The following is an 18,245-nucleotide window of genomic DNA, read 5'->3' on the forward strand; positions in this document are numbered from 1 at the left end:
GATGACAACCGAGAGACTGACTGGAAAGCCGACGACGCCGTTAGTCGTCGCTTGGGCTGGTAATCTCGTAATCGGTGTGGCAGGGTTCGGGCGGCAACGAGATCGAGGGGTTGCTGTCGAGGAATCCCTCGGGTTTGAGGTGGAAGCTGGCGATTTCGACCGGGAGAATCGGCCAGTCCTCCGCACTGGGGACGTGGTTGACACCCTGTGTGTACCAGACGACGAGGTCCTCGTCGACGAGCGACCGGTCCTGTTCGGTCCATTCGGGCAGCCCCGTCGTGTCGTCGTTGAGGTTCGGATAATCGCCTGCGGCGAAGCGCTCGTCGTCGTCGTACGGCGTCACCCAGAAGTTGTTCTGGATGAATCCCGACCGCTCCATGTAACTCGAGGTGGGCTTCATCGGCGCCGAGACGTTCGAGTGCGGTTCGAGTTTGTACCCACAGCTGCGGCCGTAGGAGTTCTCGGTTTCACTGCTGGCGATCCGCCAGTAGCGGCCACGGAGCGGGTCGATGTCCTGTCGGGCTTCGTTCTCTCGCTCTAAGAGGGTCTCCTTCGCACGGAAGGCGTTCTTCCGGTTGCGCTCGCTGCCCGTCGGTTCGTTGTGGACCTCGTAGGCCCGCATCGGGCTCTCGTCGATGTCGAAATCCAACCGGAAGTTGAAGAAGTGCTGGTGGATGGGCGCTTTGACCTGTGGCGCGACGAGGGCGTACTGGCCGTAGGTGTCCTCCGCGGTCTCGTCGGCGGGAACGACGCCGTTGGAGTCGACACCGGTCAGCCGAACCTCGGCCTCGATACTGCCGTCGGGGTAGAAGTACCAGTAGAACCCGTAGTCGTAGTTGTACACCGTCGCGATGAAGGAGATGACGAGGCGACGGCGGCGGCGGACCTCGGTGTGGGGCTTTCGCTCCTCGGTGTGTTTCCAGAGGATGCCGTCGTCCTCCTCGTGCATGCAGATGGCACTTTCGAGGGTCTCGGATTCACCCTCGATGGTGTTCATCTCCACGTCGAAGTACTTCATCACGCCGAGACAGTCACAGCCCTCCGTGAGTCGGTTGGCCATCCGCCCGACGTGGTACTCGCCGATGTCGAAAGCGTTCTTCCAGGAGTGATTCGGATCGGGGTCGCCGTAGGGGACGGCCATCTCACAGGCCGAGGCGCGGTGGAGGACTCGCCGGGACTCATCGCCGTCGTCGAACTTCACGTCGTGGAAGACGAGCCCTTCGCGGGCGGTCCAGCCGATCTGCATCTCCCAGTCGAGCCACTCGACCTTGTTCCCCTCGACTTCCCAACTCGGGCCGTCCGGCTGGATGACATCGAGGTGTTCGAAGTCGTCACGTGTCTCGACGCGGTCGGCGCGGTAATCCGCGTCTTCGGGCGGGAGCGGGTTGTCGGGGTCGGGAACGCCGTTGTCCTCGATGTCGACGACCTCCATCTCGTCGAGGTCGACGAACGCGAAGAGCCCCTCGATGGGGCGTGCGCGGCCGTTGTCGTCCTCGCTGGTTCGAATCCACGACAGGGCACGACAGAGCCGTTTGCCCTCGTGTTCTTCGGGTTCGAACCCGCTTGCCGACCACGGGTCGACCATGACGAGGTCGAAGTTCTCGACGCCGCGTTTCGCTGCTGCCTCCTGCCACTCGGGGTCGTTTTTGACGGTCTCCCGTGCAGCCTCGATCTCCTCGGGCATCACCGCCGGTTCGACATCCGGCACGTGCTCGCAGTCGAGCAGCGTTTCCTCGGTGAGCGATACCGTTCCCTCGTAGGTTTCGCCGTCCTCGCGAGCGACGAGCGTCGCCGTCCGGTCGATATCATCGCCGGGTTCGAAGCTCCGAACGACCGCCTTTGGCGGCTCCTCAAGGACGACGTTGTGGTACTGTATCTCCTCGCCGAGATCGGAGGCCGATTCGAAGATCTCGACGGCCGCTTCGATCTCGTCGGCAGTGAGTGGGTCGAGCGGGTGGTCCACCGCCGCGGTTGTTTGTTGCTTGCTCATGGGTTAATCTGGCCCGATCACCGAACGTTCGTCAGGTGAACGAGCCGACAATCCACTCGATGTTCGATTCCGTATTGGTGGTTGTTTACAACCCAAGTGTAGTAACCGAGCAGCTGGGGCCGAACTGCCGCGAGCTGCTGCTATCGACCGTACGAAAAGGGAAGGATTTCGTCGAATCGGCGGGCTGCCCGCGTTACCCCTCAATCTGGGGGTCGGGAGACGCCTCGTCGATGGGCACCCCTTCCACGACGACCTCCTCGACGGAATCAATCGCCACGGACCGAACTTCGGGGGCCAACAGCAACTCCTTGAGACAGGCGCCGACCGCGCGTTCGCTCGGGAACTTCGCGACCGCGAACACGTTCGGGGAATCGGAGATTTCGTACACCGTGACGAAGCCGGGACGCGTTCGGAGTCGCTCGATGCAGTCGTCGACCACGTCGAGTTTGACGGTCAGCCAGACGAGGACGGTACGATAGTCGAATGCGTCGTAATCGATGCGGATGGTCACGTCATCGAGCCTCTCGTCGTCGATGAGGCCCAACCGCTTCTGGATGAGAGCCGACCCATCCGTGCGGTCATCGTCGGGTCCTTCGACCGTCAGTCCATCACTATCGACCGCGTGGTCGTCCGATTCGGACATCGATGAGTCAGACAGCGTCGGGCCCGACTTCGCCGGTCCGAATCTGATACGCTTCCGCGACCGGGAGGACGAACACCTTGCCGTCGCCGGACTCGCCGGTGTGTGCGGCGTCGGCGATGGCTTCCGCGACATCCTCGCTCGGGATGTCGGCGACGACACACTCGAGTTTCACCTTCTGGTGGAGGTCGACGCTGTACTCTTCGCCCCGCCACTGTCCTTTCTTGACGGGTTGGGAGCCGCGCCCCGAGACGTTCGAGACCGTCAGCGATGGCGCGCCGACCTCGGAGAGGCTCTGTTTCACCTCGCTCAGTTTATCCGGCCGGAGATACGCGATGACCATCTCGATGTCAGTCATCGTCGCTCACCTCACCACCGTCGGCGGTGGGTGTCTTTCCCGGCGTGGGGCTGGGCGAGCCGACGTCGTTGACGACGTTGCCGCCGAATTCGGGATAGGTCTCGATGCCGTGTTCGGAGGCGTCGAGGCCGTCGATTTCCTCATCTTTGGAGACGCGTGCCCAGCCGACCAGTTTCAATCCACCGTAGACGACGAGTGTGATGCCGGCGGCCCACGCCGCGAGGACGACGACGCCGACGACCTGCGTTCCGAGTTGCGCCAGACTGAACGCCGAGGTGGTGTCGACGAATGGGTAGGCGAGCGCACTGAGGACGCCGGCGGAGCCGTGAACCGGGAACACCGCACAGACGTCGTCGATGCCGACCCGTTCGAGCAGCTCGAAGACGAGTGGGACCTGTACGCCGGCGATGAAGCCGACGACGAGCGTTCCGGTCCAACTCGAGACGGCGGCGATACTGCAGACGCTGACGAGGCCGGCCAACAGCCCGTTGGCCGTCATGAGGGTGTCGACCTTCCCGCGTCGTACGTAGCCGACGAGCGCGGCACCGATGGACCCCGCACCCATCACGAGCGCCGTGTTGAGCGCGACGCGGCCAGCGTAGGCGTAGTCGGCGAGTGCCAACTCGCCCCCGTCACCGATTTGGAACACCTCGACTGCGGTCCCGACGTTGAAACCGAACCAGCCGAAGGCGAGGATCAACGTCCCGAGGACGGCGTAGGGCAGCGAGTGGCCAGGAATGACGTTCGCGGAGCCGTCGTCGTTGTACTTGCCGAGACGGGGGCCGAGGACGTAGGCGGCGGTCAGCCCACAGACGCCGCCGGTCATGTGAACGACGGCGGCGCCGGCAAAGTCCTGGAAGCCGAGCTGGGCGAGGAAGCCGCCGCCCCACGTCAGCCCGGTCGCGACTGGATAGATGAGCGCGCCGACGAAGACGGTGAAGACGAGGTAGCCGCCGAGTTGGGCGCGTTCGGCGACGGCACCCGAGACGATGGACGCAGCCACCATCGAGAACGCCGCCCCGAATAGCCAACTCGCCCACGCGGTCGATCCGCCGTTGATGTAGGCGAATGCTCCGGCCGTGCTCCCGCCGGACGTGAGTGCGGCGACTAGCGCCGACACCCCGGCCCCGACGATGAAGTAGGCGATGACGCCGACGCCCCACGTCAGGAGGTTCTTCGTCAGTTGGTTGGCGACGTTCTTCGAGCGGACCTGCCCGGACTCCAACATCCCGAACCCGGCGTGCATGAAGAACACGAGGAACGCCGCGATAAGTACCCACACGAGATTGACCCCTTCCATAATAACCTCGGGGTCGGCCTGCAGTGGCAGCTCTAGCATGCTTTCACCTGGCCCGGTTCACGTTCGGACCGACCGACGGACTGTCCGTCACGGCCGCCCGATTTCACCGACCCAATTTTACGAACGACATGTGATTCGAATTCTATCCCATTGTTTACCCTGACTTTTAGATATTGTCGGAACATTTGGGCACTTCAGTCATACAGATAGGGGAGTGTGTGTTATACACTGGTTACAACTGGCTAGTAGTTATCTCCGCCGACGGTCGAACAGACATACGTTTTCTATAGCCGGCGTGAAAAAGACGTTGATGAAGTATTTGGAAGAAGCTTACCACTTATAGAATACTAATTCCCCTAAAGGGCAAAATACTTCAACCGACTGTTGGCCACGTTGGTGTATGGGAACCGAACCGTCGATGTATCTCAAGGAACTCGGCTTATCGAAATACGAGGCCTGTGCGTACACCTGTCTCCTGCAACGTGGCATTTCGACGGCACAGGAGGTCTCCGATGGAGGCGACGTTCCGCAGCCACGCGTGTACGACGCTCTCGATTCCTTATCAGAGAAAGGGTTCGTCGAGATTCAGCCGGGGCGACCGAAGAAGTTCGGCCCGGTCGACCCCGACCTCGCAATCGAGCGGTTCCGCGAGTACAAACAGCGTCAGTACGATGAGGAACTCTCCGAGATGCAGCGTCTCGGCGACCAGTTCGCAAACGCGGTCGAGAACACAACGGGGGCTACCGAGGGCTCTGAAATCTGCTGGACGTACTCCGACCGACACCACATCCTCGAGAAGCTTTCCGAGCTCACGACGACGGCGACTTCGGAGATTCGAATGATTACGACGCCTATCAGTTTCGAACACATTCTCAATCACCACGTCGAAGAGCTGACGCGGAAGGCCGAGACCGGAACGACGATTCGGGCCGTCGTCTCCGAGGACGGCGTCGTCCCCGCGGCGATTTACGAGCGTGCCGAGAAAATCATGGACATCCGACGCGTCGAGAACATCGAAGGCCGAATCTACCTCTACGACAACGCCCACGTTCTCGTGGCTTTCGCCGCGGACAACGACGACGGCTACGTCGGTATCTCCACGACGAGCGATACGCTGTACAGAACTCAGTCACAGCTGTTCGATTTGCTCTGGGCGAACGGTCACGAGATGAACCGGGCGTCCACCCACGCGAACACCTCCGTTCGAACTGGTGACGAAAGCGTTTGACCGCCAACCTCCCTCGAACTCGACTGGCTACTTGTTTTCGAGAGCGTCGAGGATACACGCTGCCGCGATAACCGCTTCCTTCGGCACGTCGCTTGCGTCGTCGATGGTTACCGTGTAGGCGTCCCGCATGGAGAACTTGCCCTCGATGTCGCCGACGTGGCCGCCATCGGCGTCGAAGATTTCGTATTTGTTCGGGACGAGGTTCGCAGCCGAAAAGAGGTGCCGAAGCGCCGACTATTCGACCACGTAGTCATCGTCATTGAGGTCGGTTGTGGAGATGTCGTACGGAAAGAAGGCCGCTGCGATGGGCGAATGGCGGAACTCTCGTAAGAATGCCTTCTACCCGACTGGATGGTTTTCGTTCGCAATTACCCCAGACGATAGCGAGCGAGAATCGGTTAGTATGACTCAACGGAGACGCCATCAAGCAACTCGAAGTCGTCTCTGTTCCGCGTGACGACCGTCGCCCCGGTTGCTTTTGCAACGGCGGCAATCAGGACATCACCGGCGAGGGAGTTGATCTTCTCCTGATTGATTTGCTCATCCCGGTGAAGTGCGGCTTCTAACTCGCCTGCAAGAACCGCATGCTCCGATTGAAACGGGATAATTCGCACCCATCCGAACTGTGATTGGATTTCGAAGGGATCCAGTTTTCCTTGTAGCTCCCGGCCGACAGCGATCTCCTTGATATTCAACGCCGTCGTCACGAACTCCTCATCCTCGTGGCGCTCCAAGTAGTCTGCCACGGCGTCTCGACCCGCCCAATGGTGGATGAGAAACGTCGTATCAAGCAGTTTCATCATCGTCGTCCCCTGCCAGCGCCTCGAGCGCCTCCTGTTGTCGGTCGGCCATGCCCGTGCCCAGCTGCTCACGGGAGCGGTCAACAAGTGCTTCGAGCTCGTCAGCATCGTCTTCCGAGAGTGTCCCGAACCCTTCACGCCAATCGATGGACGCTTCTTCTAAGAGTCGGGTCACCAAGTCGCTAAAGCTTTCATCCTCTCGTTTTCGTGCCTTCAGCTCCTCATACACGTCGTCTCGGATGCCGATGGTTTTCGTCCCCATATTTTGTGTTTGTATACACAAACACAAATGCATTACTCGACCTCTATCCACGAATGACGGAGAAATCGAGGTGGATGCCACTCCCTTCAGGGCGGAGAAAATGTCAATATAAAAACTGATTTGCGACTGGAATATAGCTGCTTGGAGAGCCGTCTGGAGCGGTTTCCACTGGCCGGGTCGGTTGAATTCACGCACCACAGCCCTTCTAAACCCCTGTAGTCTCAACTTCCCTGTCCTCGGTGGCGCCGCCGTTGTCGTCGAAGATCTCGTACTCGTTCGGGGCGAAAATAGGGACCGGTGAAGCATGGCAACCGGTGGTCAGTCGTTCCCGATTGGGGAAACACGAGACAGACGGTGCGTGCCGCCACACCTGCTGAAGGTTCGGGACCATCGGAGCAATCGGAAGAAAGCGACGGGGTGTTCGGCGGAGTTAGCGACCAATCAAGCTGTCGTCGAGGTACCTGGAGTAGACCAGAGACCGCGATACCGCTCCCAGAGCAACACCGCTGGCGGGAGCGCAACGACGGTGAATACGAACGAGTAGAGCACGCTCAACGCCATCAAGAGGCCGAAATCACCGAGGACTGGCGTGATGGCGAGGGCCAACGCACCAGTCCCGAGCGACGTGGTAAGCATGCTCCCGAGGAGTGCACCACCTGTACCGGTCAGCGTCGAAAGCATCGCGTCGTAGGCGTCCGAACTCTCGTTGAATTCGTCAATAAACCGGTGGGTCGCGTGGACCGAGTATGCGATTCCCAGCCCGATGGAGATCGAGAGGATCGTCGCGGTCAAGGCGTTGAGTGACATCCCAAGGAACCGCATCGTCCCGATAAGGAACGCGATTGCTATCAGTATCGGGAAGACGTTGACGATTCCCAACATCGGTTTGCGTTCCAACACCGCGTAGGCGATGACGAGAAACAGGGCCGTCAGTCCGACGGCAAGGAGCATCCCCTGAATCGCCGATTGGAAGATGACATCCGTCACCGCATCGAAAACGACGAGTTGGCCGGTTGCCGTCGCGTCGAACCGAAAGTCGTCGGCGAACGACCGTGCGTCGACAGCGGCTTCAGCCTGAGTGGCGTCGGACTTGATGGCGTAGGAAACCTGTGCACTCCCGCGGTCGGGGGTGAGATACTGTGCGGCCCGGTCACCAGCAGGTGAAGCGAACAGCTCGTCGTATATGCGATCGAGATTGTGCTCGGGAATCCCGTCGCCGTTGCGGTCATTGCGGGCGACGAGGGCCCCGAATCGCGGGTCTCGGTCGGCGTACGATTGGATGACCGTCACGATGCTTTGTGGCCGTGCTGCCCCACCGTCACCGACGGCGAGTGCGTCGGGTGGGTTCGAATTCGGCTCTGCTAACGCTGTCAAGGCGTGGTCCTCTTCGAAGTTCCCCTCGACGTATAACTTCACGGACTGGTCTTGGCTTGTGGCGAAACGGTCTTCGAGTAAGTTGATTGTCGCCGCTGTGGTGTACTCCCCAGGAGCGAACGGTTCCGGCAGCGACGTGACATACTCAGGTTGTTCCTCCGGTGGAAGGAAGTCCTCCGTCTCGAAGGACGTGTCCACGCTGCTGCCGTATGCAGCCGCGACGCCGCCGGATAGCAACAGCACGAGGACGAACGCGACTGGCGCGTACTGACTGGCTCGTGCCGGGAACGAGAGGAGTTTACCCAGCGCCGACTCCTCCGAGGAGATCGGCTTCGAATTAAACTCGGGAAGGCCATATCGGTCGCGGAACCCGTCAACTTCGAGTTTCGCCGCCGGAAGGAAGATGCCGAAGATGAGGAAGGTAAAGACGATTCCGACCGCCGATGCCAGCCCCAGGTTCCGAATCGGCGCGAGGTCGGAGATGATGTTCGCGCCGAACCCGAAGACGGTCGTGACTGTGACGATGACGAACGCAATGATGAGTTGGTTGTTCGCGGTCCGCATCGCCGCAATTGGGTCGTACCCCTTGACGGTCTCCTCACGATAGCGGTTGATGATGTGAATTCCGAAGTCAACCCCGACAGCGAGCAGGAGAACTGGAACCGAAATCATCTGTTGATTGAATGGAATCCCCGAGTATCCGAGGAACCCGAACGTCCAGATAACGGTCATCAGCAGAGACAACAGTCCGAGTGAGAGGTCTATCGGATCTCGATAGGCAACGATCAAGAACAGCAACAACAGGACGACGACGACCGGCATCACGATCGTCAGTGAGTCACCGATGACTTGCGCTGTCTCGGCGCTTGTTATCCCGGACCCGAACGCTCGGATGTCACCCGGTTGTTCCTCGGCAATCGTTCGGATCTCGGTTTGGATTGCGGTGAGGTCATTCGAGGTAAACCCGGCCGGGACATCGTGAGAGACGACCGTAATCGAGGCCGACGCGGAGGCGCTCGTCGGGTTAAAGTCAGTCGAGAGGCTCCGGCTGAATCGTTGGTTGTCCTGGAGTTCGCGGACGGTCGCTCTGATTTCGGTGTTCGTCGCTGATTCAACGACGCGTCGCTGGTCGCTAATCGACGTTGCCGAGGGGTCAAGCGTCTGTGCGACGACCGTGGCCGGCCCGTTTGCCGTCTCCAAGCGGAGGTCAGACCGAGACTCGATGCGTTCAAGCACGCGGAGGTCCCGGACCATCGCCTCTTTCGTAAGGACGTTCCCGCCTGTGTGAATGAGCTGTGTCGATTCACTGTCGGCTGCGAAGGGGTCTTCGAACTCCGCGTTGACCGCGTCGAGTGCCTCCTGCTCTTCGAGGCCCTCTGTGAACGAATCGGTCGCCTCCGTGTCGGTGGTGACGAGTCCGATGCCCGCGGTGAACACGACGGTCATGACGAGGAACACGGCGATGACCTGACGTGGATGGTCGACGATGACACCGTTGAGCTGCCGCATCGCCGCTTCGATTCGCTCGCCGAAGCTCATCAGCTACTGCCTCCGGTACCAGACAACGCCGCCGACGGCGGCGAGAGCGGTCAGAAGCGACCCGCCGATGAACGGCAGTGAGAACCCGTCGTCGGCACTCTCGGTGACGTCGACCGGGGCGCGAATCGTATTGGATAGCTGGCTATCGCCATCGGAATCGTCAAATCGGAAGTCAAAGGAGATGGGATAGGTGCTACCAGGTGTGGCCGACCCGCTTGCAGCCAAGTCGAATCGCATGGTAACCGTCTCGCCCGGGTCGATAGACTGGACGTAGCCAGTGTCGGTGTTCCCCGTACTCATCGGATCATCGGCAAACATCCGCGCCTCGACGTCGTTCACCGTCTCGTTGAGGTTGTTCGTTACGTCGACCGAAAGCGTCCGCGTGCCGCCAGTCTCGATTGTGCGGTTTGTGACCGCGACATCGAATCGGTCGCGTTTAGGGTCGACATCGAACAGGAGTTCGAGTTCGCGGTAGGTCTTGGCGTCGAAGTCCTCGTCACGGTACTGAACGACGATATTTGCCGAACGGGTGATCGCTTCCGCCTCGCTGCTCACCTCGATGGGTAGACGGAACTCACCGGATGCACCGGCTTCAAGCGTCCCGACAGCCACCGAATCCTCGAGCGGGACGATATTCGGCGATTGCCCTGCGTATTTGACGACGACGTTTCGAGCGGCCAGGGGGCCCTGGTTGGTCACGGTGCCGCGGATGTGGCCCGACTCGCCGACGTAGAGATCAGACGCGATGTCACGAATCGAGAATTGCTGTTCTGCGACCGGGCTGACGCTCGTTGTCGGCCCGTCGTCGACGCGTTGGAGCCCGTCCGGCGTCTCGAAACTCACGGTCCCGTCGAGAACGTACTCACGAATGGGTGTATTGGGGGCAAAGCCAACGTCGTAGGTGACCGTGCCCGTTTCATTGGGCTCGAGTTCGCCGAGGCGAGAGGAGTCACTCGCGGCGCCGCTACCAAAACTAAGACCGGCGCTTTGGGATTCGAGGGCGACGTTGATGTCACGGGCGGTTTCCGACCCCGTGTTCTTGATTGTGGCTTCGAGTGTGCCCGTATCGCCGACTTGGGCGTCTGTTGTAGCCTCGACGATTTCGAAGCGTGCGTCCTCGGACACCTTTAGACCGACCGAGAAATCATCCGATTCTTCGTCATCGTCGGTGAACGTAGTCTGCTGGTTCGTGTAGGAATACTCGACATCAAGGTTGAGGTCGTATTTTCCAGGCTCAATTCCTTCGGGGACACGCACAGCAAACGTCACCTCACCGGGCCGTGATTCGGTGACGCTCCCGATTGCTATCGTACCGGATTCGACCGTAAGCGGACCGTCAGCCTTCGCCTTGACGCGGACGTTCCGAGCTGTCGTCACGACGCTACGGAGGCTGGATGGGCCGTACGCAACCTCCCCATCGTTGGTGATTTGGACGGTCACCTGGTTGATTTCTCCCGGCGTTAGTCTGGGGCTCGGGACGTTCGCATCCAGCTCTGGAGACCCCTTAATCGGCGGGCTTTGCTGTTGGGCGAACGTTGAGTCAGCAGTGGTCGCGCTGGCAGTCGTTGCGTCGGCCCCACCAACCGGGGCACCCACGACTGCGACGGTGCCGGATGTCACGACGGCGACGACGAGTACCGCCAACAGGATGCGGTCCTTCACGCGTCAGCCCTCACGGGAACATGAGCAGCCAGAGGGGTAACGCTGCAGAACCTATCAACAGACCGCTGAGAGGCGTTTCGGACCGACTCCGGTCGTACTGTCGGAAAATAATTGGAACTGGATCGGGGTCGCTTCACACTAGATTGAGGAATTCAAAAACAGATAATGTTTTCGTTCTTGAGTTCATAGACCTACTATGAAAATTCATGACTGTTATTCCGAATCGGCGCATCACCACGGACAATGAGCCGGTTCAGTGAAGACGACCGCCGCCGGATTCGAGCGGAGCTGATCGAGGCCGGGACTGAGCTATTCACCAAATTCGGTCTTGAGCGCACGCGTATCAAGGACATCACCGAAGAGGTCGGCATCGGCACGAGCACGTTCTACCAGTTCTACGACTCAAAAGAAATGCTGTACGTCGAAGTGCTGGCAAACAAGCGCGAACAACTCGTCGAACGGGTCGACGCGGCCGTTGCCGACGCGGCGACGCCACGCGAGGAAGCCCGGATGATGCTACAGACCATGTTCAGCGAGGTCCGAGACGACCCCTTGATCTCTCGGTTGATCGTCGAGAACGAACTACAGACACTAACTGACCAACTCTCTGCAGACGAGCGCGAGCAATTGACGGCTGAAACGGCTGACGACGGGTTAGGATACGTCGAAGAATGGGTCCAATTGGACACGTTCAGGTTCGACGACCCCGCGCTCGTCCGAGATATGTTTACATCGCTTATCTTCACTACCCGGTCGAAAGAGGTCGTCGCTGATGGCAGTGAGTCCATCGACCCAACGGTGGCCGACGCAGCGTTAATCGAGACTGTCGTCGACGGACTGTTCAGCTGCGGCGGGAATGGCGACGTGTTGGGCGCTGACCGCGAGTAGCTGGCATTTCGATTTCCGGTCGATTATCGGGCAGGCGAGAATCAACCCCCATTTATTGTGGAAGTGTCTGCCTTGGTGGTGTTCAAAATTGTGAGCTAATTCGGCGTCACTGGCCAGTTACGGCCAACCTCACTTGTTCTCCAGTGCGTCCAGAATACACGCCGCGGTGATGACCGCCTCTTTCGGAATGTCGCTTGCGTCATCGATTGTGACCGTGTAGGCGTCCCGCATCGAGAACTTGCCCTCGATATCACCGACGTGGCCGCCGTCGGCGTCGAAGATTTCGTATTTGTTCGGGACGAGGTTCGCGGCCGAAAAGAGGTGCCGAAGCGCCGACAGCAGTTTGTTCTTCGATTTGATGGTCGCCAGCGTCTCGCCCGTATCGGGGTCGCGGATGGTCCAGTTCTCGACGAACAGCGAGTAGTCTTCATCGAGGACGACGACATCCTCGCCAGTGCCGGAGTCCGTGATGGTGTAGTTGCCCGCGATGTCCATGATGCTGCCAGCCTTCACGCTGAAGGCATCCTCGTCGTCACCGGTGACGAACGGGAACTCCTCTTTCAGTTTGAACATCTTCTGTTTCCCGCGCAGGACGACGTCGCCGTCGCTGTCGCGGACGACGTACTTGTTCCGAATCATCGACTGTTTGACTTCGTACCGGTCATCGTCGAGGTCGACTGTGGAGATATCGTAACGGGAGGACGAGTCAGACGGGGAGGACTTACTCATACCTGATTGGTGCGTAAGGGGCTGGAAAAAGCCTTCTGGTCAGACGACAATCAAGCTGAACTGCTGCCGTCTTGGACAGGAGACGGTCCCGATTGTTTATCAAGGAACGCGTCTTTGAGTACGGTCTAATTAGTGTGGCATTCGTTACAGTCGTCATTCGGATGCTCATTCCGAAGAGACATCAACGACTGTCGGTCGAATCATAATATGACCGAGATCAAGCATGATTTGCTCACCGATACGGAGTGACTGTCCTTTGAATTGAGTTCCGAGTGCCGTTTCTCGAACGGCCAATTCGGTCGTCACCCGCACATCAACCTCAGTTGGATGTTCACGCAACAGGACCTCCCCATCATCACTTGTCACGACGACTGTCGAAGGAGTTTGGTCAACAGCAATGACATCGGCAATCGTCTCACCTCGAACGGTTTCGGACTGCCCCACCTGAATGGCAGCGGCCGTTTGCTGCTCAACGTGTTCGAGTTCGACAGTCACCTCCCGGGTCCGCCGTTGACCACGCGGTTCGACAGTACCGAGCCGAACCACCGTACCGTCGAACCGATAGCTGCTGTGTCGGAACGGAAGTGTTGCACCGGCTTCGACCGGTGTCTGTCCGAAGCGCGGGGTGCCACTTGGCTCGTACGTTCGATACGTCAGGCCGATATATGCGAGTCGACGATCCGGGTTCTGGGTACCGTATACCTCAATCGTGCGCACGGTCGCAAGCGTTGACTCACCTAGGCGATACTGATCCCCAAACGAGAGCTGTTCGGCATCGCTTGTATCCAGGGTTGTCCGGACGACGACATCAGTCTTGGTGACGGCAAGCGTCGAATCTACTTTGTCGACAGCCGTGATTTGTCCCTGTGTCTCGTAGGACTCTGTTTGCAGTGTGAGTTCACGGCCGAGTCGTAGCGGTTCTCCCGCGTGCCTGAAACGGTCCTCGGTGACTGTCCCGTTGACCGCGATCCGGGCAAAAACATGAGGATTCCCATCCAATCGGGTCCGATACACATCCGTGATACTTCGGTTCCCTCTGCCATCTGCAGTCAATATTTCACCTTCGGAAATACGGTCGGCGATATAGGTGGGTTGTTCACCCAAATCAAGCGTCACATATCGCGTTTCCGAGGATTTTTCCGGTTCCGGTCCAACACCGTAGACGAGCGAGACCCCGGCAATCAGGAAAGCGAGCGCAAACACGACGACCACTGCATCTACGGCGTTGATAACACCGAATAGTCGACCTTCTTCATCGATTATCGACACGTCATCCCCCACGGAGCAACCATACCGAGGGTGGGTCTCACTGATGGAAAAACATTGTGTCATGGACGAGAATCTCGGTTTAAAATAAGAAATCTAAACACTGCCTCGTAGGAGCCACCTCAGTAACGTATGGCAGTTGACAGCCACAGTCGGAGCGTTTATTCCCGTGCCAACCAGACGACGGGATAATGGCGAGTGGGTGGCGCTACCGGAGTGGGAGTTTTTTCGGAGCCATCAGTTTGGCTGTCTTCGCAGTCTGGGTTGCCAATATTGAGGCCATCCAAGCCGGCTTTCGGTTGCTGCCGGTGATTGGTCACTTGCCCTTCGATCCCGCTCGGGGATCGGAGTTCGCTTTCGAGGCAGGAACGACGGCCGTTGTCCTTGTCGCCGCCCTTATTCCGTTGTATAAGCCGCGTCCCAGACGGATTTTTGGATACCGCCGAGTTGGCCTCTCGTCGTGTACTGCTTGCGTGTATCGCGCTGGCTGGCATCGGCTATTTCGATTACACGTATCGCCTGCCGCGGGCGACATTGCTCGTCGTCTCGGCGCTATTGTTCCTCACCGTGCCCGCGTGGTTCGTCGCAATTCGACGCCGGCCACGCGGTGCCGACGGCCGGACCGTCATCGTCGGTGACAACCCCGAGACGATGGCCGACATCCTCGAGGCGGTCGACAGCGACGTGATTGGCTACGTCTCACCGCCATCGGCGTACTTCGGGTCGGGCGAGCCACGGCGTGAAATCCCCGCGAGTGCCGACGGTGGGACCCACGAGCGGTTGGACGAGTTGGCCTGCCTCGGCGGGCTCTCTCGACTGGATGAAGTGCTCGTCGAGTACGACATTGACACCGTCGCGTTGGCCTTTACCCACACCGACCGCGCGGAGTTCTTCGGCGCGCTCGATACCTGTTTCGAACATGGTGTCGCCGCGAAAGCCCACCGCGACCACGCCGACGTGGTGCTCTTAGATGGGACCGCATCGGGTGAGTTGGTCGACGTTGATCTGGAACCCTGGGACCCACTGGATCACGTGACGAAGCGGCTCTTCGACGTGGCGTTTTCGGGCGTTGGGTTAGTTGCGTTGTCGCCCGTGATGTTGGCGATCACGGTGGCGATCAAGGTGGATGACGGTGGGTCGATACTGTACAAACAGGAGCGGACGGCCGCGTTTGGGGATACGTTCCGGGTGTGTAAATTCCGGAGTATGGCGGAGGACGTTGAGGACGCCGAGCCCGTCGACGACGAGGAGAACCCATACATCACGCGTGTCGGTGCGGTGATTCGGCGGACGCATCTCGACGAAATCCCACAGCTGTGGTCCATTTTCAAAGGCGACATGAGCGTTGTCGGGCCACGGGCCGCGTGGGTCGAAGAGGAACCGGAATTGGAATCGGTTACTGATGACTGGCGTAAACGCTGGTTCGTCAAGCCCGGATTGACCGGGTTAGCGCAGATTAACGGTGTGACGAGTACCGACCCTGAAGAGAAGTTGCGGTACGATATCGAGTACATTCGTCGGCGGTCATTCTGGTTCGATCTGAAAATCGTTGTTCGGCAGGTGTGGTCGGTGCTTGTGGACTTGGTAGAATAGAAGGGGTTTTCTGGTTTGGTAGATACGATTCAACAACCGATGCGGATTCTTCGAATTGCTCAGAAAGTGTATCCGGACGTGACGGGCGGTGGCCCCTATCACGTCCACGCCATGAGTCGCGATCAAGCTGCGATGGGCCACGACGTAACCGTCCTCACCGTCGGGGAGGGCGCACGTCAGGAAGAGCGAGACGGCTACACCATCGTCCGGCGACCAGCAATCGCGAAGCCGCTCGGAAACGCCATCGCGCCGGGAATTGCGCGATTCCTCCGGACAGCCGATGGCTATGATGTTATTCATGCCCACTCACATCTGTACGCCTCGACGAATCTCGCCGCAGTCGCCCGGCGGTTCGGGGAGACTCCGCTGGCCGTCACGAATCACGGCCTCTATTCCCAGACAGCACCGGAGTGGGTCTTCGATATTTACCTGAAGACACTCGGCCGCTGGACGTTCAATCGCGCCGATGTGGTGTTTTGTTACACCGACGCCGACCGACAGCGCCTCCGAAACCGTAGTGTAACGGCCCCCATTGAAGTAGTCTCAAATGGTATCGATACCGGTCGATTCAGTTCTGATGGGCCGGAAAGCGAACTCATTGAATCGACGGGGCCAGTCGTGCTGTTTGTCGGCCGTCTAGTTGATGGAAAGCGGCCGGAGGTCGCCGTCGAAGCCTTCGCGAAAGTACGGGACGTATATCCCGATGCCCAACTCTACCTTTGCGGAGACGGTCCTCTCAGAGACGATCTCGAAAAGCAGACCAAGCAGAGTGGTATCGAGTCTGCCGTGACATTTCTGGGGCACCTCTCCTACGACGAGATGCCTGCGGTGTACCGAAGCGTCGATGTGTTAGTGTTGCCAAGTCGTGCTGAGGGTCTGCCGCGTACCGTGCTGGAAGCGATGGCTTCGGGTGTGTCCGTCGTGGTGAGCGATCTCGAACAGATACAAGAAATAGTCGGTGCTGGTTGTCGACCTGTCGATGGTGATGCCGATGAGTTTGCAGATGCGATTACGGCGTCAATTCGGACGAACAATGTCAGGGGAAGCGAGCGTGTAGAGGAGTATCAATGGTCCGACACCGTCGCCCAAACGACCGAGGTGCTGGAATCAATTCGAGGATCGTAGCGGAGAGGAGTCGGTGATTCGACCTGTACGATAACGGCTAAGTATGCATATTCGTTAGTGTAGATTATGGTACAGCCCATTGAGATTCTACGAAATTCACGAACGTATCAGTTCGTGATGCGTCTCCGAGGATGGGCCAGCAACAGCGTCATCGGCCGGCTTCTGGACGACGAACGGGTTCTGGTTGGGCTACTCGGCTTGATTACCGTTATCAGTCTGATTCGGATTCTGGTCTCGAATATGCATGCCACGGTCAAATTCCTCAGTTTCGCGCTCCTGTTCGTGGCTCTGACTGTGGTGACCTGGAACTACACCGATCCATTTCCGGACAGTTAGCTCCCAACGGCGGATTACGGGTGCGGCCATGATAACGAGTAAGAACTCAAAAGCGATCCGATGGCGGACGTTGGTCCCGAAATTGGAGTTGATCGCTCCATATCCGGCGATACCTGCGAGATAAACCACGACGAGTAGCATTGCGACCGTTTCGTCGCATTTTCCTTCGTAGAGGGAACGTGCGGCGCTCACGAAGAGCACGATTACGATGGGGGTCGCGCTGAAAGCTAGTAGATGAAAAGCGGATTCGACGTGGAGTGGGAACGGTGCAAACTGGAAGTAGATTGCACGGCCCGGTAGTGCAAACAGGAAATCGAACCATGAAGTGTACTGCATCCCGTCGAGGTAGACGGCACCGCCGCGGGAGCGAGTAACCAGTTCGGTATTGACAGCCGCAAACGGATAGAGAAGCCCGGCAAAGAGACCGAACCCGATGGCACCGAGCGGTGATAGAGCGATACCGAGCTTCGAAGCGGAGATATCGCTTTCCATCCCACGGAGTCCTTCTGTGATCGTCGCGGCAATACCCCCGAGCAGCGATATCAGCGCGAGTTCCGGACGAAGCAGGAACAACATTCCCCAGAGCGGAACGAGCGGAACCGCGAGAAGTGGCTGTCTACTCAACAATGCTCGGAGCGCGATGGCGATCAAGCTGAAGAACAAGAACAGTGTGAAGGTATCACGCATCGGAACGCTGAGCAGAAAAAAGGGCAGTGGGAGAAAAAGAACCAGCGTCATCACACCGTAATGGTCGTCAGGCATACTGGGATAGAGCTGCTGGCAGAGGTATCGAATCGGGATGAAGAGCAGGATGGCCAAGATTCCATTTAATGCTCCGAGTGTCGTAGGTTGTGATGAAAAAATCGAATAGAGAATCGACTGAACTCCGCCGAAGGAGGCCACAGTTGAAGATTCAATTGGAAGGTTTCCTGAGAGTATCGTGAGTGTGGTTTGGTGGAAGGCTCCAATATCCCAAGTGTATGGAACCGCCGGGATCAATGCGAAAGAAACGACGATATGACCGACGAAGGCTAATATTGCAGCAGCGCGATAGAAGGCATCACCATAGAATTTCAAGACTGTAATCAATAGGAAAAGCGAGACAACTACAGCGAGAACTCCCATTAGTCGTGGCTAACTCCGGATGGGTAAAAT

General features: G+C 58.7%; 14 protein-coding genes and 2 pseudogenes. 4 read left to right on the forward strand and 12 right to left on the reverse strand.

The window, feature by feature from the left end:
- Positions 1 to 40: 40 nt before the first annotated feature.
- From GJ631_RS00555 to GJ631_RS00565, 4 genes are all read right to left on the reverse strand, one after another.
- Positions 41 to 1,990: a primary-amine oxidase gene (locus GJ631_RS00555; RefSeq protein WP_156707271.1), complete on the reverse strand. Its 1,950-nt coding sequence runs from the start codon at positions 1,988 to 1,990 to the stop codon at positions 41 to 43.
- Positions 1,991 to 2,183: 193 nt separating this feature from the next.
- On the reverse strand, positions 2,184 to 2,633 hold the full coding sequence (locus GJ631_RS00560; protein ID WP_156707272.1) for a hypothetical protein: 450 nt from the start codon (positions 2,631 to 2,633) through the stop codon (positions 2,184 to 2,186).
- Between the two features lie 7 nt (positions 2,634 to 2,640).
- Positions 2,641 to 2,988, reverse strand: coding sequence for a P-II family nitrogen regulator (locus tag GJ631_RS18370; RefSeq protein ID WP_197424684.1), 348 nt, complete (start codon positions 2,986 to 2,988; stop codon positions 2,641 to 2,643).
- A complete protein-coding gene (locus GJ631_RS00565; RefSeq protein WP_197424685.1) occupies positions 2,981 to 4,327 on the reverse strand; it encodes an ammonium transporter in 1,347 nt (448 codons plus the stop codon). Before GJ631_RS00565 ends, GJ631_RS18370 begins: the two co-directional genes overlap by 8 nt.
- A 361-nt stretch (positions 4,328 to 4,688) precedes the next feature.
- Here GJ631_RS00565 and GJ631_RS00570 point away from each other — a divergent pair, with 361 nt between their 5' ends.
- Entirely contained in the window at positions 4,689 to 5,516 is an 828-nt protein-coding gene (locus tag GJ631_RS00570; protein WP_156707273.1) for a TrmB family transcriptional regulator, read from the forward strand.
- A 27-nt stretch (positions 5,517 to 5,543) separates the two neighbouring features.
- On the opposite strand, the pseudogene GJ631_RS19320 reads toward GJ631_RS00570, so the two are convergent.
- From GJ631_RS19320 to GJ631_RS00595, 5 genes and pseudogenes are all read right to left on the reverse strand, one after another.
- A pseudogene (locus GJ631_RS19320) lies at positions 5,544 to 5,750 on the reverse strand (hypothetical protein); the annotation flags it as partial.
- 164 nt (positions 5,751 to 5,914) lie between these two features.
- Entirely contained in the window at positions 5,915 to 6,262 is a 348-nt protein-coding gene (locus tag GJ631_RS00580) for a type II toxin-antitoxin system VapC family toxin (RefSeq protein WP_370518514.1), read from the reverse strand.
- Positions 6,263 to 6,302: 40 nt separating this feature from the next.
- Positions 6,303 to 6,578, reverse strand: a complete 276-nt coding sequence (locus GJ631_RS00585; RefSeq protein ID WP_156707275.1) for an antitoxin VapB family protein — start codon at positions 6,576 to 6,578, stop codon at positions 6,303 to 6,305.
- Positions 6,579 to 7,019: 441 nt separating this feature from the next.
- Positions 7,020 to 9,491 carry an RND family transporter gene (locus GJ631_RS00590; protein ID WP_156707276.1) on the reverse strand — a complete coding sequence of 824 codons (2,472 nt, stop codon included), beginning with the start codon at positions 9,489 to 9,491 and terminating at the stop codon, positions 7,020 to 7,022.
- A 3-nt stretch (positions 9,492 to 9,494) separates the two neighbouring features.
- Entirely contained in the window at positions 9,495 to 11,153 is a 1,659-nt protein-coding gene (locus tag GJ631_RS00595) for a COG1361 S-layer family protein (RefSeq protein WP_197424686.1), read from the reverse strand.
- Positions 11,154 to 11,396: 243 nt separating this feature from the next.
- Between GJ631_RS00595 and GJ631_RS00600 the strand changes: the two genes are divergently transcribed.
- Positions 11,397 to 12,041, forward strand: coding sequence for a TetR/AcrR family transcriptional regulator (locus GJ631_RS00600; RefSeq protein WP_156707277.1), 645 nt, complete (start codon positions 11,397 to 11,399; stop codon positions 12,039 to 12,041).
- A 129-nt stretch (positions 12,042 to 12,170) separates the two neighbouring features.
- On the opposite strand, the gene GJ631_RS00605 is transcribed toward GJ631_RS00600, so the two are convergent.
- Both GJ631_RS00605 and GJ631_RS00610 read right to left on the reverse strand, forming a co-directional pair.
- Complete coding sequence (locus GJ631_RS00605) at positions 12,171 to 12,770, reverse strand: hypothetical protein (RefSeq protein ID WP_156707278.1); 600 nt, start codon at positions 12,768 to 12,770, stop codon at positions 12,171 to 12,173.
- A 165-nt stretch (positions 12,771 to 12,935) separates the two neighbouring features.
- Entirely contained in the window at positions 12,936 to 14,051 is a 1,116-nt protein-coding gene (locus GJ631_RS00610) for a DUF4330 family protein (protein WP_197424687.1), read from the reverse strand.
- A 176-nt stretch (positions 14,052 to 14,227) separates the two neighbouring features.
- Here GJ631_RS00610 and GJ631_RS00615 point away from each other — a divergent pair.
- Both GJ631_RS00615 and GJ631_RS00620 read left to right on the forward strand, forming a co-directional pair.
- Positions 14,228 to 15,629: pseudogene (locus tag GJ631_RS00615) on the forward strand (sugar transferase).
- A 39-nt stretch (positions 15,630 to 15,668) separates the two neighbouring features.
- Positions 15,669 to 16,754 carry a glycosyltransferase family 4 protein gene (locus tag GJ631_RS00620; protein WP_156707280.1) on the forward strand — a complete coding sequence of 362 codons (1,086 nt, stop codon included), beginning with the start codon at positions 15,669 to 15,671 and terminating at the stop codon, positions 16,752 to 16,754.
- Between the two features lie 189 nt (positions 16,755 to 16,943).
- Here the strand turns inward: GJ631_RS00620 and GJ631_RS00625 are convergent, their stop codons facing one another.
- Positions 16,944 to 18,215 carry a hypothetical protein gene (locus tag GJ631_RS00625; RefSeq protein WP_156707281.1) on the reverse strand — a complete coding sequence of 424 codons (1,272 nt, stop codon included), beginning with the start codon at positions 18,213 to 18,215 and terminating at the stop codon, positions 16,944 to 16,946.
- Positions 18,216 to 18,245: the final 30 nt, after the last annotated feature.

It is taken from the genome of Natronomonas sp. CBA1123 (assembly GCF_009741925.1).
Classification (GTDB): domain Archaea; phylum Halobacteriota; class Halobacteria; order Halobacteriales; family Haloarculaceae; genus Natronomonas.

Excerpts from the sequence above, each read along its gene's own strand:
- GJ631_RS00560 (WP_156707272.1), bottom strand. The coding sequence starts at position 2,633 with ATGTCCGAATCGGACGACCACGCGGTCGATAGTGATGGACTGACGGTC.
- GJ631_RS00555 (WP_156707271.1), bottom strand. The coding sequence starts at position 1,990 with ATGAGCAAGCAACAAACAACCGCGGCGGTGGACCACCCGCTCGACCCA.
- GJ631_RS00565 (WP_197424685.1), bottom strand. The coding sequence starts at position 4,327 with ATGCTAGAGCTGCCACTGCAGGCCGACCCCGAGGTTATTATGGAAGGG.
- GJ631_RS00620 (WP_156707280.1), top strand. The coding sequence starts at position 15,669 with ATGCGGATTCTTCGAATTGCTCAGAAAGTGTATCCGGACGTGACGGGC.
- GJ631_RS00590 (WP_156707276.1), bottom strand. The coding sequence starts at position 9,491 with ATGAGCTTCGGCGAGCGAATCGAAGCGGCGATGCGGCAGCTCAACGGT.
- GJ631_RS00585 (WP_156707275.1), bottom strand. The coding sequence starts at position 6,578 with ATGGGGACGAAAACCATCGGCATCCGAGACGACGTGTATGAGGAGCTG.
- GJ631_RS00600 (WP_156707277.1), top strand. The coding sequence starts at position 11,397 with ATGAGCCGGTTCAGTGAAGACGACCGCCGCCGGATTCGAGCGGAGCTG.
- GJ631_RS00605 (WP_156707278.1), bottom strand. The coding sequence starts at position 12,770 with ATGAGTAAGTCCTCCCCGTCTGACTCGTCCTCCCGTTACGATATCTCC.
- GJ631_RS18370 (WP_197424684.1), bottom strand. The coding sequence starts at position 2,988 with ATGACTGACATCGAGATGGTCATCGCGTATCTCCGGCCGGATAAACTG.
- GJ631_RS00570 (WP_156707273.1), top strand. The coding sequence starts at position 4,689 with ATGGGAACCGAACCGTCGATGTATCTCAAGGAACTCGGCTTATCGAAA.
- GJ631_RS00625 (WP_156707281.1), bottom strand. The coding sequence starts at position 18,215 with ATGGGAGTTCTCGCTGTAGTTGTCTCGCTTTTCCTATTGATTACAGTC.